At 62.7% G+C, this 25,612-nt stretch carries 22 protein-coding genes and 1 tRNA gene; 17 read left to right on the top strand and 6 right to left on the bottom strand.

Translation table 11 applies throughout. The features are described 5' to 3' along the window. Positions 1-2: 2 nt before the first annotated feature. The 3 genes from TM49_RS18020 to TM49_RS18010 all read left to right on the top strand — a co-directional run bounded on the left by TM49_RS18020 (position 3) and on the right by TM49_RS18010 (position 1,795). On the top strand, positions 3-389 hold the full coding sequence (locus TM49_RS18020) for an Mth938-like domain-containing protein (protein ID WP_045683285.1): 387 nt from the start codon (positions 3-5) through the stop codon (positions 387-389). A gap of 14 nt (positions 390-403) precedes the next feature. Continuing rightward, on the top strand, positions 404-1,255 hold the full coding sequence (locus TM49_RS18015) for a phytoene/squalene synthase family protein (protein ID WP_045683283.1): 852 nt from the start codon (positions 404-406) through the stop codon (positions 1,253-1,255). 117 nt (positions 1,256-1,372) lie between these two features. Then, positions 1,373-1,795, top strand: a complete 423-nt coding sequence (locus TM49_RS18010) for a hypothetical protein (protein WP_045683279.1) — start codon at positions 1,373-1,375, stop codon at positions 1,793-1,795. A gap of 32 nt (positions 1,796-1,827) precedes the next feature. Here TM49_RS18010 and trmFO read toward each other — a convergent pair whose 3' ends face one another. Continuing rightward, entirely contained in the window at positions 1,828-3,240 is a 1,413-nt protein-coding gene (trmFO, locus tag TM49_RS18005) for a methylenetetrahydrofolate--tRNA-(uracil(54)-C(5))-methyltransferase (FADH(2)-oxidizing) TrmFO (protein WP_045683277.1), read from the bottom strand. Positions 3,241-3,681: 441 nt separating this feature from the next. On the opposite strand from trmFO, the gene TM49_RS18000 reads away from it, so the two are divergent. After that, a complete protein-coding gene (locus TM49_RS18000; RefSeq protein WP_045683275.1) occupies positions 3,682-6,081 on the top strand; it encodes a phosphoketolase family protein in 2,400 nt (799 codons plus the stop codon). A 70-nt stretch (positions 6,082-6,151) separates the two neighbouring features. Beyond that, positions 6,152-7,363, top strand: a complete 1,212-nt coding sequence (locus TM49_RS17995) for an acetate/propionate family kinase (protein ID WP_045683273.1) — start codon at positions 6,152-6,154, stop codon at positions 7,361-7,363. A gap of 51 nt (positions 7,364-7,414) precedes the next feature. Here TM49_RS17995 and TM49_RS17990 read toward each other — a convergent pair whose 3' ends face one another. From TM49_RS17990 to TM49_RS17980, 3 genes are read right to left on the bottom strand one after another with little or no spacing between them, the layout of a single operon-like run. Next, positions 7,415-8,296: a DMT family transporter gene (locus TM49_RS17990; RefSeq protein WP_045683272.1), complete on the bottom strand. Its 882-nt coding sequence runs from the start codon at positions 8,294-8,296 to the stop codon at positions 7,415-7,417. Then, a complete protein-coding gene (locus TM49_RS17985; protein WP_045683271.1) occupies positions 8,293-10,668 on the bottom strand; it encodes a PIG-L family deacetylase in 2,376 nt (791 codons plus the stop codon). The genes TM49_RS17990 and TM49_RS17985 overlap by 4 nt, the downstream gene beginning before the upstream one ends. A gap of 19 nt (positions 10,669-10,687) precedes the next feature. Beyond that, positions 10,688-11,899 carry an ROK family transcriptional regulator gene (locus TM49_RS17980; RefSeq protein ID WP_045683270.1) on the bottom strand — a complete coding sequence of 404 codons (1,212 nt, stop codon included), beginning with the start codon at positions 11,897-11,899 and terminating at the stop codon, positions 10,688-10,690. A 250-nt stretch (positions 11,900-12,149) separates the two neighbouring features. On the opposite strand from TM49_RS17980, the gene TM49_RS17975 reads away from it, so the two are divergent. The 7 genes from TM49_RS17975 (at position 12,150) to proX (ending at position 19,881) form a co-directional block, all read left to right on the top strand. Then, a complete protein-coding gene (locus TM49_RS17975) occupies positions 12,150-13,400 on the top strand; it encodes an extracellular solute-binding protein (RefSeq protein WP_045685448.1) in 1,251 nt (416 codons plus the stop codon). Positions 13,401-13,408: 8 nt separating this feature from the next. Beyond that, entirely contained in the window at positions 13,409-14,353 is a 945-nt protein-coding gene (locus TM49_RS17970) for a carbohydrate ABC transporter permease (RefSeq protein ID WP_144409608.1), read from the top strand. After that, positions 14,350-15,207 carry a carbohydrate ABC transporter permease gene (locus tag TM49_RS17965; protein WP_045683269.1) on the top strand — a complete coding sequence of 286 codons (858 nt, stop codon included), beginning with the start codon at positions 14,350-14,352 and terminating at the stop codon, positions 15,205-15,207. Before TM49_RS17970 ends, TM49_RS17965 begins: the two co-directional genes overlap by 4 nt. 3 nt (positions 15,208-15,210) lie before the next feature. Further along, positions 15,211-16,719, top strand: a complete 1,509-nt coding sequence (gene argH, locus TM49_RS17960) for an argininosuccinate lyase (RefSeq protein WP_045683268.1) — start codon at positions 15,211-15,213, stop codon at positions 16,717-16,719. Further along, positions 16,719-17,756 carry an ABC transporter ATP-binding protein gene (locus TM49_RS17955; RefSeq protein ID WP_045683267.1) on the top strand — a complete coding sequence of 346 codons (1,038 nt, stop codon included), beginning with the start codon at positions 16,719-16,721 and terminating at the stop codon, positions 17,754-17,756. The genes argH and TM49_RS17955 overlap by 1 nt, the downstream gene beginning before the upstream one ends. 2 nt (positions 17,757-17,758) lie before the next feature. Continuing rightward, positions 17,759-18,646, top strand: coding sequence for a carbohydrate kinase family protein (locus TM49_RS17950; RefSeq protein ID WP_045685445.1), 888 nt, complete (start codon positions 17,759-17,761; stop codon positions 18,644-18,646). Between the two features lie 182 nt (positions 18,647-18,828). Then, the gene (gene proX, locus TM49_RS17945; protein WP_244464752.1) at positions 18,829-19,881 is read left to right on the top strand and encodes a glycine betaine/L-proline ABC transporter substrate-binding protein ProX; all 1,053 of its coding nucleotides are present in this window, start codon (positions 18,829-18,831) and stop codon (positions 19,879-19,881) included. A 205-nt stretch (positions 19,882-20,086) separates the two neighbouring features. Here the strand turns inward: proX and TM49_RS17940 are convergent. Both TM49_RS17940 and TM49_RS23700 read right to left on the bottom strand, forming a co-directional pair. Further along, positions 20,087-20,176 (bottom strand) — tRNA-Ser (locus tag TM49_RS17940). Between the two features lie 246 nt (positions 20,177-20,422). Further along, complete coding sequence (locus TM49_RS23700; RefSeq protein WP_158498660.1) at positions 20,423-20,572, bottom strand: type 2 periplasmic-binding domain-containing protein; 150 nt, start codon at positions 20,570-20,572, stop codon at positions 20,423-20,425. 266 nt (positions 20,573-20,838) lie between these two features. Here TM49_RS23700 and TM49_RS17935 point away from each other — a divergent pair, with 266 nt between their 5' ends. Genes TM49_RS17935 through TM49_RS17915 form a run of 5 tightly spaced genes read left to right on the top strand, consistent with a single transcriptional unit; the run spans position 20,839 to position 25,537 of the window. Next, positions 20,839-21,927: an ABC transporter substrate-binding protein gene (locus TM49_RS17935; RefSeq protein WP_045683266.1), complete on the top strand. Its 1,089-nt coding sequence runs from the start codon at positions 20,839-20,841 to the stop codon at positions 21,925-21,927. After that, on the top strand, positions 21,924-22,979 hold the full coding sequence (locus TM49_RS17930) for a FecCD family ABC transporter permease (protein ID WP_045683265.1): 1,056 nt from the start codon (positions 21,924-21,926) through the stop codon (positions 22,977-22,979). The genes TM49_RS17935 and TM49_RS17930 overlap by 4 nt, the downstream gene beginning before the upstream one ends. Further along, a complete protein-coding gene (locus TM49_RS17925; RefSeq protein WP_045683263.1) occupies positions 22,976-23,734 on the top strand; it encodes an ABC transporter ATP-binding protein in 759 nt (252 codons plus the stop codon). Before TM49_RS17930 ends, TM49_RS17925 begins: the two co-directional genes overlap by 4 nt. Further along, complete coding sequence (locus TM49_RS23955) at positions 23,731-25,032, top strand: hypothetical protein (protein WP_045683261.1); 1,302 nt, start codon at positions 23,731-23,733, stop codon at positions 25,030-25,032. Before TM49_RS17925 ends, TM49_RS23955 begins: the two co-directional genes overlap by 4 nt. After that, positions 25,025-25,537 carry a hypothetical protein gene (locus TM49_RS17915; protein WP_045683259.1) on the top strand — a complete coding sequence of 171 codons (513 nt, stop codon included), beginning with the start codon at positions 25,025-25,027 and terminating at the stop codon, positions 25,535-25,537. The genes TM49_RS23955 and TM49_RS17915 overlap by 8 nt, the downstream gene beginning before the upstream one ends. Positions 25,538-25,612: the final 75 nt, after the last annotated feature.

The following is a 25,612-nucleotide window of genomic DNA, read 5'->3' as shown; positions in this document are numbered from 1 at the left end:
CCATGGCACCTGGCATCGAAATCCGGAAGGCGCATTTCCCCGGACGTGCGCCGATCGATACATATGGCAATGGCGGTTTCCGCTTTGCCGACATGTCGCATCGCGGTTCGATCTTGTGCCTGCCCTCGGGTATTCATGGCTGGGACATTGCCGGGCCTCAGGACTTCTCGATCGAAAGCTTCGACCGTATCCTGCAGCAGGCCGGCGAGATCGAGGTGCTGCTGGTCGGAACCGGCAACGACCTGGTGATGCTGCCGCGGGCGCTGAGGGATGCCCTGCGCGAGAAGGGTGTCTCCGCCGATCCGATGAATACCGGCGCCGCGGTGCGCACCTACAACATTCTCCTCGAGGAATCCCGGGCGGTCGCAGCAGCGCTTGTCGCCGTCTGACGAAAGGCACTCCATTGGCCGAGGCAACCGAAACACGGGACATGCTTCTGGGCGAGCTTCGCGCCGCCGATCGTGACCGTTATCTCGCGACGCTGCTTTCGCCCGAGGACAAGCGCCATGCGCTGGCCGCGCTCTATGGCTTCAATGCGGAGCTCGCGCGGGTGCGCGAGCGCGTGAGCGAGCCGCTGCCCGGCGAAGTGCGCCTGCAATACTGGCGTGATCTCATCGAAGGGGAGAGCCATGGCGAGACGGAGGCCAATCCCCTGGCCGCCGCGCTGATGGAAACCATCCACGCCCATAACCTGCCGCGGCGCGCCCTTGTCGGCATGACCGAGGCGCGCATCTTCGACCTTTACGATGATCCGATGAGCAGCACGACCGATTTCGAGGGCTATGCCGGCGAGACCGCGTCCGCGCTGATCCAGCTTGCGAGTCTCGTTCTCGACAGTGCCACCGCTGCGACCCACAGCGATTCGGCCGGTCACGGCGGCGTCGCGCAGGCGGTGGCCGGTGCCCTGTTGCTGATGCCGCGGCATCGCGCCGCAGGCCAGGTCTTTGTACCGGCCGATATTCTCGGCGCCACCGGCCTCGACCGCGAAACCTTTCTGATCGGCAGTGACAGCGAGCGCGTCGGCCACGCCGTGCGCGCCTTTGCGGCCTTCGGACGGGAGCATCTGGCGAAATTCAGGGCGGCAGGTCGCCTGCCGGCCTCGCTGGTGCCGGCCTACCTGCCCATGTCTGTCAGCGAGAACGTTCTTGTAAAGGCCGAGGCTTTGGGTGAAAATGTGTTCGCTCAGCCGCTGATTGCGCCGCAGTGGCGTCGACAGCTTGGGATGATGCGGTCTTTGCTATTTCGTAAGCTTTGATCCATATGCTTTTCACACCATAAACGGGCCGTTCCGGCCTGCCGCGCAGGAACGGGTCCTCCCGCACATCGATGGGATAGAAAACCGACAGACCGTTCCGGGGAAGGAAGGTTGCGAATGGAAACTTGGGGCTGGATCGCCATCGCCATCGTGGTGGTTGCCGTGGGTTTTTATGTTTTCGGCCGGGCGAAAGCGCTAAAGCCATCCGAAGGGATCGATATCGACGAGGCCAATGCCTGGGCGTCGGCGGAATTCCGCCGTTCGTTTCCGGATGAGCGGGTCGTGCAGGTGATCGGCGATACGGAACTCGAAGCCTTCTTCTTCAGCCTCTCGGATGGTCGCATCGGCCTTTTCCGCACCCGCCGCGGCAAGGGCCAGGCGATCATCGTCAAGCAGAGCGAATATCGCCTGCGCGCGTTGCCGGAGGCAAACGGCCTGCAGGTCGATTTCCCGGAACAGGAATTCTTCTCCGCCAATTACCACTTCCGCACCGAGCAGGACGCGGCCGACGTTTCAACCTGGATGCTGAACGCACGCTGAGCCGCCCGGTTAAGGGACGGCTCTGCAGTGCGTCAAGCGCCGAGCCATGCCTTGCAGGCATCGAGCGCGCGCTTGGCCATCACCTGCTTCTTGACGATCGATTTCGCCTTGCCGCGCGGCCGCTTGCCGGTCTCGGGGTCGATCAGGGCGCCGGGCTCGAGCTCCGGAAACAGGCCGAAGTTGACGTTCATCGGCTGGAACGAGCGTTTTCCGCCTTCCTCTTCATGCGCGATATGGCCGCCGGTGACATGGCCGAGCAGGGCGCCGAGCGCGGTTTCCGGCGGCGGCGCGACGGGAGCGCGGCCAAGCCGTTCGGCGGCGGCGAAGCGGCCGGCGAGGAGGCCGATGCTGGCGCTCTCGACATAGCCCTCGCAGCCGGTGATCTGGCCGGCGAAACGCAGACCGGGGCGGCCCTTCAGGGCCAACGTTCCGTCGAGCAGGATCGGCGAATTCAGATAGGTGTTGCGATGCAGGCCGCCGAGGCGGGCGAATTCGGCCTCCTTGAGGCCGGGGATCATCTGCAGCACGTCCTTCTGTGCGCCGTAGCGCAGCTTGGTCTGGAAGCCGACCATGTTGTAGAGCGTGCCGAGAGCATTGTCCTGGCGGAGCTGGACAACGGCATAGGGCTTGACGTCGGGGTTGTGGGCATTGGTGAGACCCATCGGCTTCATCGGTCCGTGGCGCAGCGTTTCGCGTCCGCGCTCGGCCATCACTTCGATCGGCAGACAGCCGTCGAAATAGGGCGTGCCTTCCCATTCCTTGAAGTCGGTCTTGTCGCCGGCGATCAGCGCGTCGATGAAGGCGTTGTATTCCGCTTCGTCCATCGGGCAGTTGATATAGTCCTTGCCCGTGCCGCCGGGGCCGACCTTGTCGTAACGCGACTGGTACCAGCAGATGTCCATGTCGATGGTGTCGCGGTAGACGATCGGCGCGATTGCGTCGAAGAAGGCCAGCGCCTCGCGGCCGGTCTTCTCCTGGATCGCTTCGGCAAGGGCGGGCGCGGTGAGGGGGCCGGTGGCGATGATCGCCTGGTCCCAGTCTTCCGGCGGCAACGTTGCGATCTCCTCGCGCACGATCGTCACCAGCGGGTGTTCGGCGAGCTTCGCCGTGACGGCGGCGGAAAAGCCGTCGCGATCGACCGCCAGCGCGCCACCGGCGGGAACCTGGTGGGCATCGGCCGAGGCCATGATCAGCGAACCCGCAAGCCGCATTTCGGCATGGATCACGCCGACGGCATTGCTGGTCGCATCATCCGAGCGGAAGGAGTTGGAGCAGACGAGCTCGGCAAGGCCGTCAGTTTTATGCGCCGCGGTCTCGCGTATGCCGCGCATTTCGTGCAGAATGACCGGGATGCCGGCATTGGCGATCTGCCATGCTGCCTCCGATCCGGCGAGGCCGCCGCCGATGACATGGATGGGCTTGTGTGCGTTCTGTGATTCGGACATTGATCTCAACCGGTTCGTCGCGGCGGTAGATGTCTTCCGCCGAAGGGGAAGGCCATCCGGGCGCGTTCAGCGCGGAGGCCGTGTTGCCCAGCACATGCCAGAACCACGCGGCGGCGTCGAGTGCCGGGACGTAATTTCTGCGCCAGCCGAAAGGCTGAAAAAAATATCGGACCGTCAACAGGCTGACATCTTTACGGAACTAAATTCGGGACAATCGAATTTGCATTCGTCAAGTTATTGAAAGCGCGAAAACTTTTGATATCGTTGACGCCGTAAGCCGGGGGGAACAGAGCTGAATTCTTCGAAACCCCACTGTGACGGCAGCGTGAAAATATCGTCTCCCGGCGCCTGCTTGATTTAGGTCATGTGATCCGAAGCGCCGTCGGGGGATATAGCAAATCGATTTAAACGCCACTTTGATTTCGAAAAGGGGAAATCGACATGGAACAGATCGTACCTGACAGCACCCAGAATATCCTGGGGCAGGAGGAACTGGATCTGATGCATCGTTACTGGCAGGCGGCCAATTATCTGTCTGTCGGCCAGATCTATCTGATGAACAACCCCCTGCTGAAGGGCGGACTTGCCGATACCGACGTCAAGCCGCGCCTTCTCGGCCACTGGGGCACGACCCCCGGCCTTAACTTTATCTATGTTCACCTCAACCGCATCATCAACAAGTACAAGGCCAGCACGATCTACATTTGCGGCCCCGGCCATGGCGGCCCCGGCCTTGTCGCGAACGCCTATCTCGACGGTACCTACACGGAAGTCTATCCGGAGATCACTGAAGACGAAGAGGGCATGCGCAAGCTGTTCAAGCAGTTCTCGTTCCCCGGCGGCATCCCGAGCCACGTGGCACCTGAAACGCCTGGATCGATCCACGAAGGCGGCGAACTCGGTTACGCACTGGTTCATGCCTATGGCGCAGCCTTCGACAACCCCGATCTGATCGTCGCCTGCGTTGTTGGTGACGGTGAAGCCGAAACCGGCCCGCTTGCCGCTTCGTGGCATTCGAACAAGTTCCTGAACCCGATCAATGACGGCGCGGTTCTGCCGATCCTGCACCTGAACGGCTACAAGATCGCCAACCCGACGGTTCTTGCCCGCATGAGCAAGAAGGACCTGACGGATCTGTTCAGCGGCTATGGCTATGAGCCCTTCTACGTCGAAGGTAACGAGCCGGAATACATGCACCAGCGCATGGCCGAGGTCATGGAAGAGTGCTACGCCCGCATCCGCGAGATCCAGGGTACGGTTCGCGCCGAAGGCACCTGCTATGAAATGCCGCGCTGGCCGATGATCATCCTGAGAAGCCCCAAGGGCTGGACCGGTCCGAAGTTCGTCGACAACAAGAAGGTCGAGGATTTCTGGCGCGCCCACCAGGTTCCGATCGCCGAAGCCCGCGAGAATGCCGATCACCGCAGCCAGCTCGAAGACTGGATGAGAAGCTACGCTCCCGAAAAGCTGTTCGACGAAAACGGTGCGCTTCTGCCCGAACTGAAGGCTCTGGCACCGCAGGGCGAACTGCGCATGAGCGCCAATCCGCATACCAACGGCGGTCTCCTGCGCAAGGACCTCATCATGCCGGACTTCCGCGAACTCGCGGTTGACGTCACCCAGCCCGGCGCTGTCATGACCTCGGCGACCAAGCGCCTCGGCATGCTGCTGAAGGAGGTCATGCGCCTCAACGCCGACGAGCGCAACTTCCGTATCGTCGGTCCGGATGAGACCGCGTCGAACCGCCTGCAGGATGTGTTCGATGTCACCGAGCGCGTGTTCATGGGCGAAATCCTCGACTATGACGAACATGTCGCCCGCGACGGCCGTGTCATGGAAGTGCTCAGCGAACATCTTTGCCAGGGTTGGCTCGAAGGTTACCTGCTGACCGGTCGTCACGGCCTGTTCTCGTGCTACGAAGCCTTCATCCACATCATCGACTCGATGTTCAACCAGCATGCAAAATGGCTGAAGACCACGCGCACGATGGCATGGCGCAAGCCGATCGCATCGCTCAACTATCTTCTGACCTCGCATGTATGGCGTCAGGACCACAATGGCTTCAGCCACCAGGATCCGGGCTTCATCGACCACGTCGTCAACAAGAAGGCCGACGTCGTCCGCACGTATTTCCCGCCGGATGCCAACACCCTTCTGTGGGTCGGCGACCACGTCCTCAGGACCTACAACCGCGTCAACGTCATCGTTGCCGGCAAGCAGCCGCAGCCGCAGTGGCTGTCGATCGAGGAAGCCATCGTTCATTGCGATGCCGGTCTCGGTGAATGGAAGTGGGCAAGCAATGTGCCGGAAGGCGAGGAGCCTGACGTCGTCATGGCCGCTGCCGGTGATGTCCCGACGCTGGAAATGATGGCCGCTGTCGATCTTCTTCGTCAGAAGCTGCCGGAAATGAAGGTCAAGGTCGTCAACGTTGTTGACCTGATGACCCTGCAGCCGAAGGAAGAGCATCCGCATGGTATCCGCGACGCGGACTTCGATGCGATCTTCACCGAGAACAAGCCGGTTATCTTCGCCTATCACGGCTATCCCTGGCTGATCCATCGTCTGGCCTATCGCCGTCACAACCACAACAACATCCACGTTCGTGGCTATGTTGAAGAGGGAACGACGACGACTCCGTTCGACATGGTTGTCCAGAACCGCCTTGACCGCTACCATCTGGCGATGGATGCGATCGAACGTGCCGGTGGATTTGGTGAAAGAGGTGCGGCCGCTTTGAACTATCTCAAGGAAATGCGCGCCAAACACCACGATTATGTCCGCGAGCATGGTCAAGACATGCCGGAGATTCTCGATTGGAAATGGCCTTATCCCAAGGGCTGATCCAATAAGTTGAAGCCGGTGCGCACCGCCACTCCCAAGGCGGTGCGCACCCATTTTTTGGATAGCGATTATGAATGGCACAATTCTGGCACTGAATGCCGGGTCATCCAGCCTCAAGTTTCGTCTCTACGAAGTCGAGGGGGACAAATTCACCCTGGTTCTGCGCGGTCAGTTCGACGGCGTGAACGAAAATCCGCACCTGTCCGTCAAGGAAGCGGGCGGCAAGGAAATCTGCAATTTCGATCTGGAAATCGGCGAGCACATGCAGGAAGACATGCTCGAGCGCATTTTCAGCGTCATCAAGCCTTATACTGCCAGCCGGCCGCTCCAGGCCGTCGGTCACCGGGTTCTTCACGGCGGCGGACGCTTTGCCGATCCGGTGCTGCTCAATGACGAAATCGTCGAATATCTCGAAACGCTGATCCCGATGGGCCCGCTGCACCAGCCGGCCAACCTTGCCTCGATCAAGCTGTTCCGCCGCATTCGACCCGACCTCCCGCAGGTCGCATGCTTCGATACCGCCTTCCACGTCAATATCGACGAGCGCGCCGCGCGCTACCCGATTCCGCTGGAATATGAAGCCAAGGGCTATCGCCGCTTCGGCTTCCATGGCCTGTCTTACACCTACATTGCCGATCGCCTGCGCGAGATTTCGGAGTATCTGGTGAAGAAGCGGACCGTGGTGGCCCACCTCGGCAGCGGTTCCTCGATGTGCGCGATGCGCAACGGCAAGGCGATCGACACCACGATGGGTCTGACGCCGCTCGGAGGCCTGATGATGGGCACACGTTCGGGCACCGTCGACCCGGGTCTGGTGCTGACGCTGATGGAAGCCGAAAATCTTTCGCCGGCAGAAATCAAGCATATGCTCTACTACAAGTCCGGCCTGCTCGGCGTCTCCGGCATTTCCGGTGACCTGCGCGTGCTCATGGCGAGCGAAGACCCGAATGCCAAGAAGGCGATCGACCTCTTCGTCTTCCGCGCCTGCCGCGAACTCTCGATCATGGTCGCCACCATGCAGGGCATGGAATCGCTGGTCTTCAGCGCCGGCATCGGTGAGAACTCGCCGGTCATCCGCAAGCTGATCTGCGAGCGGCTTGCCTGGCTCGGTGTGCAGCTCGACGATGAAGCCAACAATGCCAACGCCGAGATCATCTCCTGCCCGGAAAGCCGCGTCGAAGTGCGCGTGATCCCGACGGACGAGGAAATCGTTCTGGCGCGCCAGACCTCGCGCGTCGTCTCGGAAGCGCTTGCTGCCGGCCAGGACGTCGCCTACGCCTGACTTCAGGCAATCGCCCGAAAATTCATGCCCGCGCCCTTCGCGCGGGCATTTTCATATCCGACGCCGCCCTTCGATCCACCGGGTGCCTTGAAGCGCGACGAGAATCACTGCGACGCCGATGAAGATGCGGGGCGGGGGGATTTCACCGAAGAAGAAGAAGCCGGCAGCAGCGGCAAAGAACACCGAAAGATAGCCGAACGGAGCGAGCACGCTGGCATCGCTCTTCTGATAGGCCCGCAGCCAGCAATATTGTCCCGCCTGGGCCAGAAGCCCGATCAGCGCCAGCACCGGCCAGTGCGAAAGCGGCACGGGCTGCCACAGGATGACGGCCGGTATGCCGGTGAGAAGGGCGAGGCCGACCGTGTAGAAGACCATCATCACGATGGTGCTCTCATCCTTCAGCCGTCGGGTCTGGATCGTTGCCGTGGCGCCGAAGACGATGCTGGCAATGACCACGAATATGCCGGGGTTGAGCGCGATCTCATCGGGCGAGACGATGATCAGCGCGCCGCCGAATGCAAGGGCGGCGCCGAGCCAGCGAAGCCGGCTCACTCTTTCCCCAAGCAGCAGGGCGGCAAGCCCCATGGTCACCAGCGGGCGGGTGAAGCCGAGCGCATTGACCATCACCAGCCGCAGCATGGCAAAGGCCAGGAAATTCGAGGTGAGGGCGATCGCGTTGCACGTGACGCGAAACGCATTGCGCAGCGGATAGCGCATATTGGTGAGTTCAGCGCGGTTGCGGATGATCATCGGCAGGATGAACAGCAGGCCGATCAGCGCGCGGATGAAGACGAGCTGGATCGCAGGATAGGCGACGCTGTTCGCCTTTACCAGCGCGCTCATGAAGGTGACCAGCGCCATGTCGGTCAGAAGCCAGGCGATGCCCTGGCTTGCCGAATTCTTCGTCTCGGGTGTCGCGGCCCCGGCGCTCACGCCGGCTGCACGAGGTTTGCCATCAGCCGGAAGGCGCCGGGGGTGAGCCGGTCCATCTGGTAATGCAGCACAAGGCTTGTATGGGTGTGCCGGCCCTTGCCGATGGGCGCGGAGACGAGGGCGCCATGAAGCGGCTTTTCGCCTTCGTCATGCATGGCAAGAAGCGGTTCGTAGGCGTCGTCCCATTCGGCCGAGAAATAGAGCCCGCGTTCCTTGTGCCACCCGGCCCAGTCGTCCGGGCCGATCGGGTTCGGTCCCTTCAGCAGCTTGTGATCCGGCAGAAGCACATCGACATCGGCGGCCGGGTTGGTCACGCGCCAGCGCAGCGATGGCGTGCCGATCTTCAGATAGCGCGGCGGCGTCGTCTCCGGGGACCAGCCATCGGAGGGGCGATGATAGAGCGTGACGAGATGGCCGCCATCCTCCACGAAGCGGTGAAGCTTCATCGTCGCGGCCGCGAGGTCGGGCCGGGTGCCGAAAGCGAAGATGCCGATGACGATGGTGGTAAACCGCGACAGATCGCCGGAAAGGGCATTGGCGTCGAGTTCGGTGACATCGAGGCCCATGCGGCTCAGCCAAGTGCCGACATTGTCTGCGCCACCACTGACATAACCGACCTTCGCGCCGTCCGGCAGTTTCAGATCCAGCGTCAGGATGCTCAGCGTCTCCGGCCGGATGAAGCGGTTCTTGCCGATATGGGGGTAGGTGAAGCTGGCGATATTCGCCGCCGGCTTGCCGTCGATCTCTGGCGTCAAGACCGTGAGGCCCGGCGTTTCGGCCTGCGGAACCTGAACCGTGAATTCACCACCATCCGGCACGATTCCGAAGCCGTCTTCGGCGTTGAAGTGAAGGGGTAGATCGGTGTCTGCGGAAAATGAGAGTTTCATTGGAAGCTGTTGAAGCGGAACGATAAACGCGTTCGGTTTCAGAGCCACTGAGTGTGCCGGCGCAAGCGGGAGCGGGGTTTCGAGATCAAAGGCCTTCGCCACCTGGCATCCGGCGATGGTCGCTTTCAGCGTCACCGAAACCGGCCCGTTTCCGCCGAGCGAGGACCAGAGCGGCGGATACTGATTGGAGAGCGGAGCGTCGGCCGCGGCCGCAAGCGTGAACGTGCGGATGCCGTCCTTGTCGCGCGACTCGGCCACCTGCACGCCGGCGGGCAGATTGGGCGTGACCTCCGCTGACGCACCTTCGGCAAGAACGGTGGACAGCGTCGCGGATCCGCCCGGCGAAAGATAATCGGCATCGCCGAAGGCACGCTCGAAGAGGCCGGCGCTTTCGATCAGCGCTGCGGCGATCTCGGCGCGTTTGCGGGCAAGGCGGTGACTGTGGCGCGCGTCGAAAGCTTCATCGACAAGGCCTTCGGCCGCTTCGATCTGAGACAGCGCCTCGGCGAGGCATTTCTGCACCGTTCTGGCGTTGGGAAAGGCCGTGATCGCTGCGGCAATCGCGGCATCGGCGGCGGCGAGTGTATCGTGGAGCCTGCCGCTCTCGGCAAGGGCGGCAAGCGAGGTGGGCAGGCCATCGAGAATGGCCGCTTCCGGCACGCTACCACTCTCCCCGAGCAGAAGATGCAGTTGCCAGCGGTGGTCCGGCCGCTCCGGCCAATGCCCCATGCCCTGCGAGGCGTGGCAGTAGCGCGACCACTCGCCGATGCGATCGAAGTCGGCGCCGGTCACCGGATCCTTGCCATCAACGTCGATCGTCAGCGTCGCCGGCGGCGGGGGCAGGTCGTCGTCATAGGTGCCGCCTCCACCGGACCACGCCGGCAGATAGTATTTCGCGACCTTCCACGGCTTCAGCCCCTCGGCGAAATGTTCCGGGTAGGCGGTCTCGTCTGCGGCAAGGCGGATGGCGGTCTCGGCGGCCCGTGTCATGGCGCGGTGGTGGCCGTGCTGGCCGGGCACGTCGAGGAAGGTCGGCAGCACGATATCGGGCCGTTCGGCACGATAAGCACGCACCATCCGCTCGACGATGCGGTCCTCGCCCCAGCGCGCGAAGGTGGCGTCGCCATCCTTCGAAAAGCCGAAATCGTGGACCGGGTCCTCCGATCCGTGGCCGAGCCAGTGAATATCGGCATCGAGCGCGCGGGCCGCTTCTTCCAGTTCGCGGGTTCTGAGCACGCCGAGCGCGCCGAGCCGCTCCGGGCCGAGAACGTTCTGCCCGCCTTCGCCGCGTGTCGAGCAGGCGATGATGACGCGCATGCCAAGCCCGAGGCTGAGCCAGGCAAGGAGGCCCGATTGCTCGTCATCGGGATGCGCGCCGGTGTTCATCATCGTCACGGGCGATGTCAGGCGGGTGAGTGCCCGATAGAGCCGCACATGGGCAGACGACGACATTTCCTGTTCGATGCGTTGGCGCGGCGTGAGCATTTTGGTCCCCGTTGGTGTTTCAGGCCACCTGCTGATCGGGTGGCGATGTTTCGAGCTTTGGCGTCAGGATTTCGAAGAGCGGCAGGGCGGCGGCGCCCAGGGCGGCCGTATACTGTCCCGTCTGACCGCGCATCACACGCGGCAGGGCGCGCTCGGCGCGGGCAGCGACAGAGGGCGGCAGCGCGGGCATGCGGGCGATGACGGCATCCATGATGGCGTCCGAAAACGCGCCGCTGAAGATGATTGTTTCCGGATCGAAGATGTTTTCGAGCAAGCCGACTACGGTTGAAAGATGCGCCGCTGCCTCATCGACCCAGGCTTCAACGACCGTGTCTCCGGATTGGAAAAGCTTTTCGATTTCATAAGCCTGTGGCCATTCTCTACCACTTTGATCGAATTTCTCGTGCAGTGCATGCAGCGAGGCATAGCGCTCGAGACAGCCGCGCTGACCACACGGGCAGAGACGGCCGGAGGGCACGACCGGCACATGGCCGATCTCGCCGGCATTGCCGAAGGCGCCGCGATAAGGCGCGCCGTCCTGGATCATGCCCAGCCCGATGCCGGTGCCGAAATAGAGCATGCAGAAGTGCGCGATCGAATGGCCTGCGCCGAATAGCCGCTCGGCGACGGCGGCGGCCGCTGCATCGTTTTCAAGCGCGACCTCGATGCCGCAGGCCTCCGTCAGTGCCGCCTTCACATCAATGCCGCTCCAGCCGGGAAGCGTCGTCGGGCCGACGAAGCTCATGCCTTCGATGCCGAACGGGCCGGGCATGACGACGCCGACGCCGAGAAGCGGCGCATCGAAGGACTTGCGGGCGCGCTCCACTTCCAGGGCAAAGACGGGCAGGCAGCGTTCGGGTGTCAGATCGGTGAGCGGTATGATGCGCTTGTAGCGGAGCACGCCGGTCAGATCGAGCACGGTGACGACCATCTGGTCGGTGGCGATCTCAACGCCGATGGTGGCGGCGCCTTCGGGATTGACGGCAAACTGGATCGGCGGCTGGCCGCGGCCGGAACGGCGCCTGCCGGTGCTGATCAGGAGACCGGAGCCGACGAGATCATCGACGATATTGGCAACCGCCTGCGCCGTCAGCTGTGTCTGGCGCGCGATCTCCATGCGGCCGAGCATGCCGTGCTGACGCACGATGTCGAGCACGACCCGGCGATTGTGTTCCCTGTTGCGTTCCGGATTGTTGCCGATGGCGAACTGTCCGCGCGTCTTTTCGTTCATGCGTTCCGCTCTCTTATGGCCTCAGTCTGATGCGCGACCTTTCTAACGTCAATATATTAATTCAAGTAGATTATCTTATTGACAAAACCCTGATGTCACGCGACCGTAAAGGAGAGGTGCCGGCAATGGCGCCCAGGCGCACTGTAAAAGCGGGCGCTGAGCAGGCCGCAACCTGAGAGGGGTGACGGCTTTTCGGGAACAAAAGCCCTGAAGGTCCATGGTGATCGTCAAGGGAAGTGGAGAGATTTCAATGCGCAAGGCACTTTTGCTCGCCGGGCTGATGTCCGGTATCAGCCTTTTTTCCGTCGGTTCGGCCAATGCGGTCGAGATCGAATACTGGCAGTATATCTACGAGACGCGCGTCAACGCGATGGATCAGCTGATCGAGAAGTTCGAGGAAGCCAATCCAGATATCACCGTCAAGCAGACGACCTTCCCCTATGCCGACTACCAGACCCGTATCGTCGCCGCCAACATGGCCGGCAAGGGCCCGGATGTCATGCAGCTCTTCTATGGCTGGCTCGACAAGTTCGTTGCCGGCAACCTGCTGCAGCCGCTTCCGCAGGATGCCTTTCCGCATGATGCGATCGAAAGCGAGTTCTTCCCGATCGTGACCGCGATGAAGCGCGACGGCGAGTATTACGGCCTGCCGACGGCGGTGCGCTCGCTGGCGCTGTTCTACAACAAGAAGCTGTTCGAGGAGAACGGCCTCGATCCGAATAGCCCGCCGCAGACACTGGACGACATGGTTGCCGCCGCCAAGGCGATTGCCAAGCATGACGACGCCGGCAACATCACCACCGAAGGCATGACGCTCGACATGGGCGGCCAGGATCACCAGTGGTGGCGCGAAGTGCTGGTGCGCCAGTTCGGCGGCGTTCCCTACACGGACGATTACCGCAAGGTGACCTATGACAGCCCGGAGGGCACGGAAGCCCTGGAATTCTATACCAACCTGCAGCTTGAGGAAAAGGTCGGGCAGGCGGGCTTCATGGATGAGGCCCAGGCGGCCTTCAAGGGCGGCCGCGCCGGCATGACCATCGATGGCACCTTCCGTCTCGGTTCCTTCGGCCAGATCACCGACTTCGACTGGGGCGTGACCGAATTGCCGGCGAATGCCGACGGCATGCGCTCGAACTATTCGAGCTACTTCGCCAATGGCATCGGTGCCAAGGTGGAGGGCGAGAAGCTTGAGGCCGCCGAAAAGTTCCTGACCTATCTGACCTCGCCTGAAGCCATGGAAGTCTGGCTGGAGGTTGTCGGCGAGCTGCCGGCCAAGCGTGAGGTGGCGCTGACCGACGAGAACGTTTCCAACCCGATCTACGGACCGTTCCTGAAGGGCCTCGACTACGCCCATACCACGCTGTTTGTCGATGAATCGGCACAGCGTCAGGTCGCCATCGACATGGCGAACCGTGTGCTGCTTGACGGCCAGTCGCCTGCCGACAGCATCAAGGAAGCGGCCGAAGAAGAGCAGACCATTATCGACGAAGCGATGTGAGCCGGCTCATGCCCGTTCAAACAACGACAGGGGCGGCGACCGGCCGCCCCGAAGGCGGCGGCTTTTTCGACCGCTTCTCGATGAAGACCAAGCGCCTCATCTGGGTCTGGACCTTTCTGGCGCTTCCGGTGCTGTTTTACAGCGTCATCCGTTTCTATCCGACGCTCGATGCCTTCCGGCTGTCGCTGACGGACTGGAACCTGATGAAGCCGCCGAAATTCATCGGCTTTGCAAATTATCAGAAGCTGTTTGCCGATCCGGACTTCTGGAAGGTGTTCAAGAACACCTTTGCATATCTGGTCTTCGGCACGCCCATCTCGCTGGTGCTATCCTTCACCATCGCCTATTTCCTCGACCGCGTGCGCTTCGGCCACGGTTTCATCCGCGCGCTCTATTTCATGCCGTTCCTGACGACGGCGGCGGCCATGGCCTGGGTGTGGCGCTGGTTCTACCAGCCCGCGCCGATCGGTGTCATCAACGACCTTCTGTCGACGCTCGGCCTGCCGCAGCAGCCCTTCCTGCGCTCGACCTCGCAGGCGCTGCCATCGATCATGGTGACGGCGATCTGGGCCGGGCTCGGTTTCCAGATCATCATCTTCATGGCCGGTCTTCGCGCCATACCGACGACATTCTATGAAGCCGCCCGCATCGACGGCCTCGGCGAATGGGCGATCCTGCGCAAGATCACACTGCCGCTTCTGAAGCCGACCACCGTCTTTCTCGTCGTGCTGTCGTCGATCGGGTTCCTCCGGATCTTCGACCAGGTCTACAACATGACCACCAACGATCCCGGCGGCCCGCTCGGCTCGACCAAGCCGCTGGTGCTGATGATTTACCAGTCCGCCTTCTCGTCTTACCAGATGGGCTATGCGGCGGCGCAGACCGTGGTTCTCTTCCTCATCCTGCTGGTCATCTCGCTCCTGCAGCTCTGGATCCTGAGGGACAAGTCATGACCGATCTTACCCGCAACGAGGCGGTCTCCCGCTACCGCCCGAAGGTCCGCCCCGGCTATGTACTGATGTGGACGCTGCTCTTGATCGGCGGCATCGTGATGATCACGCCGCTGCTCTTCATGTTCTCGACGTCGCTGAAGCCCGGAAGTCAGGTTTACGACCTGCGACTGATCCCGCAGGATCCGACGTTTTCCAACTATATCGAGGTGCTGACCTCTTCCGGCTTCGCCCGCTGGTTCTTCAACTCGCTGCTGGTCGCCACCATCGTCACCTGCTCGAACGTGTTCTTCGACAGTCTCGTCGGCTATACGCTCGCCAAATTCCGCTTCCGCGGCCGCCGCTTCATCTTCCTCGCCATCCTCTCGACGCTGATGATCCCGACCGAGATGCTGGTCATTCCGTGGTATCTGATGTCGGCGAATTTCGGCTGGCTCGACAGCTATTGGGGCATCATGTTCCCGGGCATGATGACCGGCTTCGGCACCTTCCTGATGCGCCAGTTCTTCGAGGGCGTGCCGGACGATTTCATGGAGGCCGCTCGCATCGACGGCATGAACGAATTCGTCATCTGGTGGCGGATCGCCATGCCGCTGGTCGCGCCCGCCATCTCCGCACTCGCGATCTTCACCTTCCTCGGCAACTGGACCGCCTTCTTCTGGCCGCTGATCGTCACCACCTCGAGCGAACTCTACACGCTGCCGGTGGGGCTCTCGTCGTTTGCCGTCGAGGCGCAGATCGAATGGGAGATGATCATGACCGGTGCGGCACTTGCCACCATACCGACGCTTCTCGTCTTCCTCATCTTCCAGCGCTACATCGTGCGCGGCGTCATGCTTGCCGGCGTCAAGGGATAGATCATGCATAATCCAGCACAGAACGACACCACAAAATTCCCTGATCCTGTTTACAAGGAAACCGTTCTCAAGCCTTTGTTCGACGAGGCAAAAATGCACTTCGCCGAGGGCTTCAAGGCGATCGATCGCGCCCACCTCGTCATGCTCCACGAGACCGGCATCCTGACCGCCGACCAGGCCGGAAAGATCGCCGAGGCGCTGGCCGCCATCGATGCCGAAGTCGACCCGGCAGCGCTCGAATATACCGGTGAGGTCGAGGATTTCTTCTTCCTGATCGAGAAGGAACTGAAAGCCCGGCTCGGGCCCGATCTCGGCGGCAGGCTGCACACCGCCCGCTCGCGCAACGATATCGATCACACGCTGTTCAAGCTCGGCCTGCGTGCCCATATCGACGTGGCCATCGAAAAGGCCACCGCGCTGCTTGCCGCGATGATCGATACAGCCGAGCGCGAAAAGGCAACGCTGATCGTCGCCTATACCCACGGCCAGCCGGCCCAGCCGACGACCTTCGGTCATTACCTTTCTGCCGCGATCGAGGTCCTGTCGCGCGATATCGCCCGGCTCTTCGAAGCCCGCAAGACCGTCGACCTGTCGCCGATGGGCGCTGCCGCGATCACCACGTCCGGCTTTCCCATCGACCGGCACCTGATGGCGGAACTGCTCGGCTTCTCGGCGCCGCTGCAGAATTCCTATAGCTGCATCGCCGCCGTCGACTACATCACCGGCACATATTCGGCGCTGGAGCTTCTCTTTCTGCATCTCGGTCGCCTGATCCAGGACTTTCAGGTCTGGACCAGCTTCGAGGTCGGCCAGCTCTATGTGCCGAACGCGCTGGTGCAGATCTCCTCGATCATGCCGCAGAAGCGCAACCCGGTGCCGATCGAGCATATGCGGCATCTGGCCAGCCAGACGGTGGGCCGGGCGCAGACCGTGCTGACGATCATGCACAACACGCCGTTCACCGACATGAATGACAGCGAAGGCGAGACCCAGGCCATGGGCTATCAGGCCTTCGATGCCGGCTACCGCGTGCTCGATCTGATGGCGAGTCTGATTGCCGCCGTCAGCATCAACGGCGAGCGGGTTGCCGCCAATCTCGACCGTTCATGCATCACCATCACCGAGCTTGCGGATTCGCTGGTGCGGCGGGAGCAGCTTTCCTTTCGCCAGGCACACGAGATCGCAGCCGATGTCGCCCGCGCTGTGGTGGCCGCCGGCGGCGCGCTGGCAAGCGATGGCTTTGGCACCTTCCGCAAGGCCTTCGCCGCCCATGCCGGCCGCGAGAGCACGCTGGACGAGGCCGCCTTCCGCGAGATCGTTTCGCCCGAATACTTTGTCCGTGTGCGCGCCCGCTATGGCGGCCCGGCGGAGGAGCCGCTGGGCAATGCCATCGCCGGCTATCGCGAGACACTGGAAGGCTTTCGCGGTGCGGCCGGAAAGCAGGCCGCGCATCTGACTGACGCAACCAGAATACGCAATGAACGTTTCAACCGGTTGAGAGGAAAAGCATAATGGCTTCAATTGCTTTGGAGAAACTGGTGAAGCGCTACGACAAGGTCGAAGCCGTTCACGGGATCGACCTTGAAATCGAGGATGGCGAGTTCGTCGTCTTCGTCGGCCCCTCCGGCTGCGGCAAGTCGACCACGCTCCGTATGATCGCGGGCCTCGAGGAGATCTCCGGTGGCACGCTGAAGATCGGGGGCGATGTCGTCAATGAGCGGGCGCCGAAGGCCCGCAACATTGCCATGGTGTTCCAGAACTACGCGATCTATCCGCATATGACGGTGCGGCAGAACATCGGCTTCGGGCTCTACACATCCAAACTCTCGAAGGAGGAGAAGAATGCGCGCATCGATGATGCCGCACGCATTCTCGGCCTGACGGAGTATCTGGAGCGACGGCCGGCGGCCCTTTCCGGCGGCCAGCGCCAGCGCGTTGCGATCGGTCGCGCGATGGTGCGCAACCCGTCGGCCTTCCTGTTCGATGAACCGCTCTCCAATCTCGATGCCCAGCTTCGCGCCCAGATGCGTATTGAAATCAAGAAGTTGCATCAGGAGCTTAAGACGACGACGGTCTATGTCACCCACGACCAGATCGAGGCCATGACCATGGCCGACCGCATTGTTGTGATGAAGGACGGCAATATCCTGCAGACCGGCACGCCGGTGGACCTCTACGAGCATCCAGCCGATGTCTTCACAGCCCGCTTCATCGGCTCGCCGTCGATGAACATGCTGCCCGCTGCAAAGCTCGGCAAGAGCGACCTCGGCGCCGATGTTCTGGTCGGCATCCGTCCGCACGATCTGGCCGCGGCGGTCGACGGAGACGTGCCCGCCGACGCCATCCTCACGCTTGAGGGCGTGGTGGAGGCGGTCGAGCCGCTTGGACCCGAAACCATGGTGCATCTCACCGTTGCCGGTGAAAACGTGATCGCGACTTCGCCGGGCACTGTGATGCCGCCCGTCGGTGCCACCGTCACCTGCACCGTGCCGCCCGGCAAGCTTTACCTCTTCGACGCCAAGACCGAAAAGAGCCTGGGCCGCAAATGACCATGAAGCATGAGGAAAGGTCGGCCGTGCTCTGCGTCGGCCGGATTTACTGCGACCTGATTTTTACCGGGCTTGATCGCATGCCGGTGCTGGGTCGCGAGGTCTTCGCCGATGCGCTGACGATCGCGGCCGGCGGCGGTGCCTTCATCTCGGCGGCGCATTTCGTCGATGTCGGCCGGCCGGCGGCACTGGTCGGCCGCCTCGGCCACGATGCGCTCTCCGTTGCAATCGAAGGCCAGCTCGCCGAGAGCGGCATCGACCTTTCCTTTCTTGAGCGCGCGGAAGACGCTGGCCCGCAGCTCACCGTCGCTTCCGTGATCGGTTCGGAGCGTGCCTTCCTGACACGACGGGCCGGCCCGGCCGAGCCCGCGACACTGGAAGCGGCACTTTCCTGGTCCCACGCGCGCCACCTCCACATCGCCGAATATGCAACGCTGGCGGAGATGCCGGATCTCGTCTCCCGCGCCAAGGCGGCCGGCCTTTCGGTGTCGCTCGATCCGAGCTGGGACGATGCGCTGATCGGCGATCCTGCGCTTGTTGCAAACAGTCGCGGCATCGACCTCTTTCTGCCCAATCTCGAAGAGGCCCGCGAGATCACCGGCGAGAGCGATCCCGCCGCCATGCTTGCAGCGCTTGGCGCCCATTTCCCGAACGTCGTGATCAAGGCGGGCGGCGAGGGCGCCTTTGCACTGTGCGGCGGCGAGCGCCTCCGCCAGGAGGCCGAACCGGTTCCCGTTGTCGATACCACTGGCGCCGGCGATGCCTTCAATGCCGGTTTCGTCGATGGCTGGCTCGAAGGTGCCGATCCCGCAGCCTCGCTTGCCGCCGCCATTCGCGCTGGCAGCCGCGCGGTCCAGACCGCGGGCGGCGCCGTGCGCCAGGTGGGCTGAGCGCCACGGCGCTCTTTCGGCTCGGCGCGGCCGGCAGCAATTCACATCCTCTAGCTGTCTCGTGCTGTTGATGCACGCATTGGCTATGTCGTAGGTACAGCATCTGCGGCATTTATTGGTCGGATTGCGACATGTCGCCCGGCCTGCCGCTTTTGCAAACGGATTGAGACAAAGAGGAAAGTTTGGTTATTTTCAAAAAGAAACAGAATGTGTTCGCCGGCGGATTGCTGGCCCTCTCCATTGCCCTTGCAGGGGCTCACGGCGCCTCAGCCCAATCGGAGCAGCCGGGCGAAGGTGTCGACGTCAGGTTCGCCCAGGCGAACGATGATACTGGCTACATCATCACCGCGGTCTATTCCGAGCTCCTCGGCGAGCTTGGCTACAATGTCGAGGATCCGCTCGACAGCAATGTGCCGCTCAGCTATCAGGCCGTCTCCCAGGGCAGCGCCGACCTCTACTATGACGGCTGGCTGCCGCTCCACAATGTCTACCTGGAACAGCCGGGCTTCAACGCGCGACCGATTGGCTATGTGGTCAAGCAGGGCGCGCTGCAGGGTTATCTGGTGGACAAGGCATCGGCCGACAAGTACGGCATCAAGACGCTGGACGATTTCCGCCGCGACGAGGTCAAGCAGGCCTTCGACCGCAATGGCGACGGCAAGGCCGATATGGTCGGCTGCCCGCCCGGCTGGGGCTGCGAGCTGACGATTTCCTATCAGATGGATGCCTTCGAATTGCATGACGACATCAACGTCATCAACGCCGGCTACTCGGCCGCCATGGCGGATGCGATTGCGGCCTATTCGAACGGCGAGCCGATCCTGTTCTACACCTGGACACCGAACTGGACGGTCAACGAGCTGAAGCCCGGCGAGGATGTTGTCTGGATCGAGACGCCCGACGTCAAATTGCCGGAAGACCAGCAGGCCATGGCAGATACCGCGACGGTCGAAGACATCGAAGGTTGCGTGGCCAATCCCTGCACGCTGGGCTGGCCTGTCAACGACATCCGCATCGTCGGCAACAACGACTTCCTGGATGAAAATCCGGTGGCCGCAAAGCTCATCGAGGAGGCATCGCTGCCGATCAGCTTCATCTACAAGCAGAATGCCGCGATGAAGAATGGTGCCGACACGCCGGAAGATCTGAAGCAGCAGGCCGCCGACTGGATCGCCGCCAACCGCGAAACCGTCGACGGCTGGCTCGACGCGGCCCGCAAGGTCGCCGAGCAGTAAGACCTGATCTCTTGCACTAAAAAAGAGATCGAGGAAAAGGGGCGCGAAGACACGATCGCGCCCCTAAGCTTTTGATCCTGCCTCTGTCACAAGCCGCAGATGAAGCCACCCGCCGCCACATCACAAAACTCTCGCCTAGCCGCCATCGGCGGCTGCATCGACGCGGCCACTTCGCGAGACTTGATGATGTCTGGATTACTGAAGATGGCGGAGAGGAAGGGATTCGAACCCTCGATACCATCACTGGTATACTCCCTTAGCAGGGGAGCGCCTTCGACCACTCGGCCACCTCTCCGGTGACGCCCGTGTAGGGTCAAATGTGCATGAGATCAAGGGTTTTTTTGGCGACATCCACAAATCGGCGGTGACGTTCAGGCATTGCCCGAAGGGGTGCGCAGGCTGATAGGGCGTTGGCTGGGGCCGATCAAGGCGCCGCGAGGTGCCGGACCGGGTCGAAGCTGTTGCCCTGGCGGTGGGCCTTGGCAATGGCATGACCCGTCCATCCGTTCGGCGGAAGCCGTCGATTGGCCGGAGCGTGGCCCTAGAGGCTTGTCTGTTCCAGAATCCAGCGGCGGAAGAGCCTGACGCGGCGGAGCTCGGATTTGGCGGAGGAGGAGACGAGATGGTAGCCGCGCGGACCGGGAACGCGGACGGGGAAGGGCGCATGCAGCGCGCCGGCATCCGATGCCAAGCTGAGGCAACCTGCTGAACGCCGCGAGCTCCTGGATCAGGGTTGCGCCCTGGCTGGCGCTGGCGCCGGGTCTCTTCATTCTCGCGACGGTGCTTGCCGTGAACTTCGTTGGCGATGGCCTGCGGGATGCGCTGGAGCCGAGGGACTGAGGCCGAAAAAACACAGGGCGGTTTTCGGTCGCCTTGCCAGCAACGAAGAAACTTGACTATAAAACTCCTGTTAATATAACGCGGTTTAAGTACCGACTTATTAATGGGGACATATCGATGAAAATCCGCAAGGCCTCCGGCATCCTGTCCGGCGCGTTCCTGGCCCTGATGGCGCACACCGCCATGGCTGATCCGATTGAACTGACTGACCAGGCGGGTCGCGCGGTCAGACTGGAAGCGCCGGCCGAGCGCGTCGCCTCCATTCCGATGCCGATGGCATCAACGCTGATCGCGATCGATGGTGGCGTCGAGAAGCAGGTCGGTATGAATCCCGTCGCCAAGCAGGCGGTGCTCGATGGCATTCTCGGCAAGATCTATCCCGAAGCCAAGGATATCCCGTCGGACATCACGGCGCCGAATTTCATTCCGAATGTCGAGGAACTGGCGGCCACCAATCCCGACCTCGTCATCCAGTGGGCCGACCGCGGCGACGATCTCGTCGACCCGATCACCAATGCCGGCCTGACGGCGATGCTGATTTCCTACGGCACGGAGGAAAAGGCCCGCGAATACATGACGCTGTCGGCCGAGGCCATGGGCCGCGACGACCGGATCGGCCCGCTCATCGAATGGCGCGAACAGGTGGCGTCCGATATTGCCGGCAAGGCGGCGGACATCGCCGACGCCGACAAGCCGAAGGTGCTCTACCTGCTGCGCGCGAAGGAAACGCTGACGGCATCCGGCGCCAAGAACAACTACAATACCTGGTATATCGAACTGACCGGCGGCACGAGCGCCTCGGCCGATCTCGAGGCGAACGGTGTCACCATCAACCCCGAGCAGATCGCCGAGTGGAATCCCGACGTCATCCTGCTCAACAATTTCGAGAGCGATATTGCGCCGGAGCGGATCTATAGCGATCCGATCCTCTCGCTCACCAATGCGGCGCAGAATCACAAGGTCTACCGCATGCCGCTCGGCGGCTATCGCTGGGATCCGCCGAACACGGAAAGCCCACTGACCTGGATGTGGCTCGCCGATCTGCTGCACCCGGAGGTCTTCGACTACGACCTGAGGGCCGAGATGAAGCAGGTCTACAAGACCATCTACGACTACGACCTCAGCGAGGAGGATATCGACAACATCCTCTGGGTCGACCTCAACGAGGGCGCCGCCGGCTACGACCAGTTCAAGGCGAAGTCATGAACATGACGGAAGCCGGCGCCCGCCTTCATGGCGGGACCGGCGCCCTGAGGGGCGGCATGTTTGCGGCAATGGTCGCCGCCCTGCTTGCGGCCCTCATCTTTTCTATCGGGGCGGGGCGGTTTTCCGTCACGCCCGGCCGGATTGCGGAGATTATCCTGCAATGGCTGGCGAACCCCTCCGCGCCGCTGGAAAGCATCGATCAGCGCATCGTGCTCCTGGTGCGCATGCCGCGGGTCCTGATCGCCGCGGTCTCCGGAGCGGCCCTTGCCGTCGGCGGTGCCGCGCTCCAGGGCGTTTTCCGCAATCCACTGGTTTCACCGCAGGTGCTCGGCATCAGCCAGGGCGCTGCCTTTGGTGGCGCGCTGGCGATCCTGCTCGGCTATGCTGGCGTCACGCTATTGGGCTTTGCCTTCTTCTTCGGCCTTTCCGCCCTGGTGATCGTCGGACTTCTCGCCCGCATCAACGGCCGCACCGAAATCGTCACCGTCATTCTTTCGGGCATGGTGGTCGGCGCGCTCTTTGCCGCGCTGGTCTCGATTGTCCAGTTCGTCGCCGACCCCAATACCTCGCTTCCCGCCATCGTCTACTGGCTGATGGGCTCGTTTTCGACGGCGACCTGGGCGCGGTTCTGGCTCGGGCTACCGGGGCTTGCAATCGGCCTTGTCGCCATCTGGCTGTTCCGCTACCGGCTGAACCTGCTGTCGCTGGAAGATACCGAGGCTCGCTCGCTCGGCGTCAATCCGGATCGCGAGCGCTGGTATGTTTTCGTTGCGACGGCGCTGATGACGGCGACCTCGGTCGCGGTCGCGGGGATCATCGGCTGGATCGGCCTTGTCGTGCCCCATGCCGCCCGCATCCTCGTCGGCGAGGATCATCGTGTGCTGATCCCGGCTTCCGCCATTCTCGGGGCCGCCTATCTCACCTTCATCGATACGCTCGCCCGCACGCTGACGTCTGCGGAAATCCCGCTCGGCGTCCTGACGGCGCTGATCGGTGCCCCGGTGTTCGGCATTCTGCTGAGGCGCCATTTTTCCAGGGTCAACCAGCCATGATCGGACTTGAAGGCGCGACCGTTTCCTTCGGCAGCCGCGTGATCTTCCGCGACGTCACCTTCGAGGTCCCTGTCGGGCGGACGATGGCCGTTCTCGGCCCGAACGGCCGCGGCAAGACGACGTTGCTGAGGGCGCTGCTTGGCTTCCAGCCGCTTGCCGCCGGAAAACGCACTGCACCGAAGATAGCCGGCTATGTGCCACAGCACGGCGCATCCCAGGCGAAGCTTTCGGGTCTGGATGTCGTGGTCATGGGCCATGCCGCCCGCATCGGGCTCTTCGGCCAGCCGGGGAAAGGCGATATCGAGGCGGCCCGTGAAGCCCTCGACATCGTCGGTGCCACGGGGCTTGCCGAGCACCGCTACGACCGCATGTCAGGCGGCCAGAGGCGGATGATCCTGATCGCCCGCGCCCTTGCCACAGGCTCTCCGGCTCTGGTCTTCGACGAGCCGACCTCGGCGCTCGATCTCGGCAACCAGTCGAAGACACTCGATCTTCTCAACATGCTGCGTGACCGCCGCGACCGGGCAATCCTGTTCACTACGCACGACCCCAACCATGCGCTGGCGGCTGCCGATGACGTGCTGCTGATGATGCCGGGTGGGCGGGAGATCAACGGTACGGTCGAGGAGATGATCGTACCGGAGGCGCTGAACACGCTCTATGGCGTCGACATGCGCTGGGTCGAGATGCATGGCAGCGGAGGAGCCGCGCGCCGCGCCGTGGTGCCGGCCTTTGCAGGACGTGAATATTCATGACCATTCTTTATGTGAAATCCTCCTATGAAGGCCCTGCCGCGACCTTCCGTCAGGCCGCGGCCGACGGCCATCTCGTCATCGTCGAGCAGTCCGACCTGAAGCCGGAGCAGCTTACGCAATCCGACGGGTTGATCACCTCCAACCAGCTCGATCAGGATGCCACGCTGCGTCTGAAGCCGGCGCTCGATCGGTTCCTCGCCAAGGGCGGCCGCTGGTTCTTCAACGGCCATATGGTGCGGCCGCTGGTCGACGGCATGGAACAGTACCGGCCGATCCGGGCGCCGAAGCGGGCCGATTTCGATCTTCAGGCCGTCAATGCTCACCCGATCTTTGATGGCATCGACCTCAAGAGGCTCGAGACCAACAGGAATGTTGCCGGCTTCTACGGTCGGGGCTGCAATCCGCTGCCCCGTGGTGCGGTGGCGGTGAATGGCCTCGGCCCGGCGCAGGTGCCGGTGGACTGGGTGTGGGAGCGCGAGGGCGGGGGCCGGATCTTCAGCCACGCCGGCAACGATCTGGCGACGATGGGCCGGGAGTGGGAATTGCCCGCAACCCTTGCCGCCCGGATCATCGACTGGGTCTCCGGCGGCGTCTGCGTCGACCGGCTGACGGCCCGGCAGACCGGCGGTCGCTATCTCGAAGCGCTTGCCGAGGCCGAGACCTATCCGGGACATCATGCATCAGCCGAGGACGGGCGCCTCGTGCTGCCGTCCTCCGGCTGTTACTATCATATCCATTCGCTCGAAGGCGCCCGCTACGGCGGCCACTTCGATGTCGTCACCGCGCCTGAGGCGCTGAGCAGTACGCTGAAGCCGGCAGATGCCCTTTGGGTGCCGTGCCGCACGCCGGCGCAGCGGATGATCGCCGTCCGCCCCGTCATCGCCGACCATCTTCAGGCCGGTGGCACGGTGGTGGCGCTTGGCGAGAGCCTCTCGCATCTCTGGCTTTCGCATGTGGATTTCATCCAGACGCCAACAAACTGGTGGTGGTGGCTTGGGGAAAATGCCGATCTCGGGGTCAGGATCGCCGCACCGGGGCATCCGTTGATGGCCGGCATGACCGACCGGGATGTGACCTGGCATCTGCACGGCTGGTTCAATCCGCCGGAGGGCGCCGAAGTGCTGGTTCGCGATGGCGAGGGCAGGGCGGTTCTCTACATCGATGAGGTGTCGACGCCGGGGCGGATGATCGTCTCGTCGCTCGACCCGATGTTCCATCACGGCTCGCATTTCATGCCGGCGACGACCCGCTTTCTCGACCGTTTCGTTCCCAATCTGAAGGATTTTCTCGATGCATGACACGATCACCGTTTGCGAGAACGGGCGGCCGCTCACCTTTTCGTTCGAGGCGATCATGGCCTATCACGGCGGCGGCTTTCCGGGCGGCGTCGTACATGGGCTGAAGGCGATGCAGGCTGCATTTCCGCTGCTCGATGACAAGCTGCTGGAACGGCGCGAAATCTCCATCCTGACGGCATTCACCGGTCCCGGTGGCCGCGATGCGCTGGAAATGGTTACCCGCGGGCTGACGGAGAACCGGCTTGCCGTCTTTCGTCCGCTCGGCGGCAAGGACGTCATCACCGATCCGCCGGGTCCATATCTCTTCCGCTTTGCCTATCGCGGCAAGACCGCCGAAGCGGTCATCAAGCCCGGCCATGTGCTGGAGGAATTCATCCGGCTAGGCGGCAAGAAGGACAAGTCGGCCGAGGAAACCGCCCGCCACGAGGCGCTGAAGGCCGAGATGGCCGAACGGCTGCTGCCGCTTGCCGCGGACGAGATCTATACCGCGCGTCTGATCGACTGATAACAGGCCGGGGCCGTGTGCCCCGTGCCACCGCTTCTGCTTCCGGCTCGGGCGGTCAGGTTGACAAGGTAAAAC

This window comes from Martelella endophytica, from assembly GCF_000960975.1.
GTDB classification, from domain to species: Bacteria; Pseudomonadota; Alphaproteobacteria; order Rhizobiales; family Rhizobiaceae; genus Martelella; species Martelella endophytica.
The sequence above is the reverse complement of the archived record's forward strand: the minus strand, read 5'-3'. Positions and strand labels throughout refer to the sequence as shown.

Coding starts and splice junctions, on each gene's coding strand:
- TM49_RS17980 (WP_045683270.1), bottom strand. CDS start 11,899: ATGAACGAAAAGACGCGCGGACAGTTCGCCATCGGCAACAATCCGGAA.
- TM49_RS17955 (WP_045683267.1), top strand. CDS start 16,719: ATGGCTTCAATTGCTTTGGAGAAACTGGTGAAGCGCTACGACAAGGTC.
- trmFO (WP_045683277.1), bottom strand. CDS start 3,240: ATGTCCGAATCACAGAACGCACACAAGCCCATCCATGTCATCGGCGGC.
- TM49_RS17915 (WP_045683259.1), top strand. CDS start 25,025: ATGCATGACACGATCACCGTTTGCGAGAACGGGCGGCCGCTCACCTTT.
- TM49_RS17985 (WP_045683271.1), bottom strand. CDS start 10,668: ATGCTCACGCCGCGCCAACGCATCGAACAGGAAATGTCGTCGTCTGCC.
- TM49_RS17975 (WP_045685448.1), top strand. CDS start 12,150: ATGCGCAAGGCACTTTTGCTCGCCGGGCTGATGTCCGGTATCAGCCTT.
- TM49_RS17965 (WP_045683269.1), top strand. CDS start 14,350: ATGACCGATCTTACCCGCAACGAGGCGGTCTCCCGCTACCGCCCGAAG.
- argH (WP_045683268.1), top strand. CDS start 15,211: ATGCATAATCCAGCACAGAACGACACCACAAAATTCCCTGATCCTGTT.
- TM49_RS17925 (WP_045683263.1), top strand. CDS start 22,976: ATGATCGGACTTGAAGGCGCGACCGTTTCCTTCGGCAGCCGCGTGATC.
- TM49_RS17950 (WP_045685445.1), top strand. CDS start 17,759: ATGAAGCATGAGGAAAGGTCGGCCGTGCTCTGCGTCGGCCGGATTTAC.
- TM49_RS18000 (WP_045683275.1), top strand. CDS start 3,682: ATGGAACAGATCGTACCTGACAGCACCCAGAATATCCTGGGGCAGGAG.
- TM49_RS23955 (WP_045683261.1), top strand. CDS start 23,731: ATGACCATTCTTTATGTGAAATCCTCCTATGAAGGCCCTGCCGCGACC.
- TM49_RS18020 (WP_045683285.1), top strand. CDS start 3: ATGGCACCTGGCATCGAAATCCGGAAGGCGCATTTCCCCGGACGTGCG.
- TM49_RS18010 (WP_045683279.1), top strand. CDS start 1,373: ATGGAAACTTGGGGCTGGATCGCCATCGCCATCGTGGTGGTTGCCGTG.
- TM49_RS17935 (WP_045683266.1), top strand. CDS start 20,839: ATGAAAATCCGCAAGGCCTCCGGCATCCTGTCCGGCGCGTTCCTGGCC.
- TM49_RS17995 (WP_045683273.1), top strand. CDS start 6,152: ATGAATGGCACAATTCTGGCACTGAATGCCGGGTCATCCAGCCTCAAG.
- TM49_RS17970 (WP_144409608.1), top strand. CDS start 13,409: ATGCCCGTTCAAACAACGACAGGGGCGGCGACCGGCCGCCCCGAAGGC.
- TM49_RS17930 (WP_045683265.1), top strand. CDS start 21,924: ATGAACATGACGGAAGCCGGCGCCCGCCTTCATGGCGGGACCGGCGCC.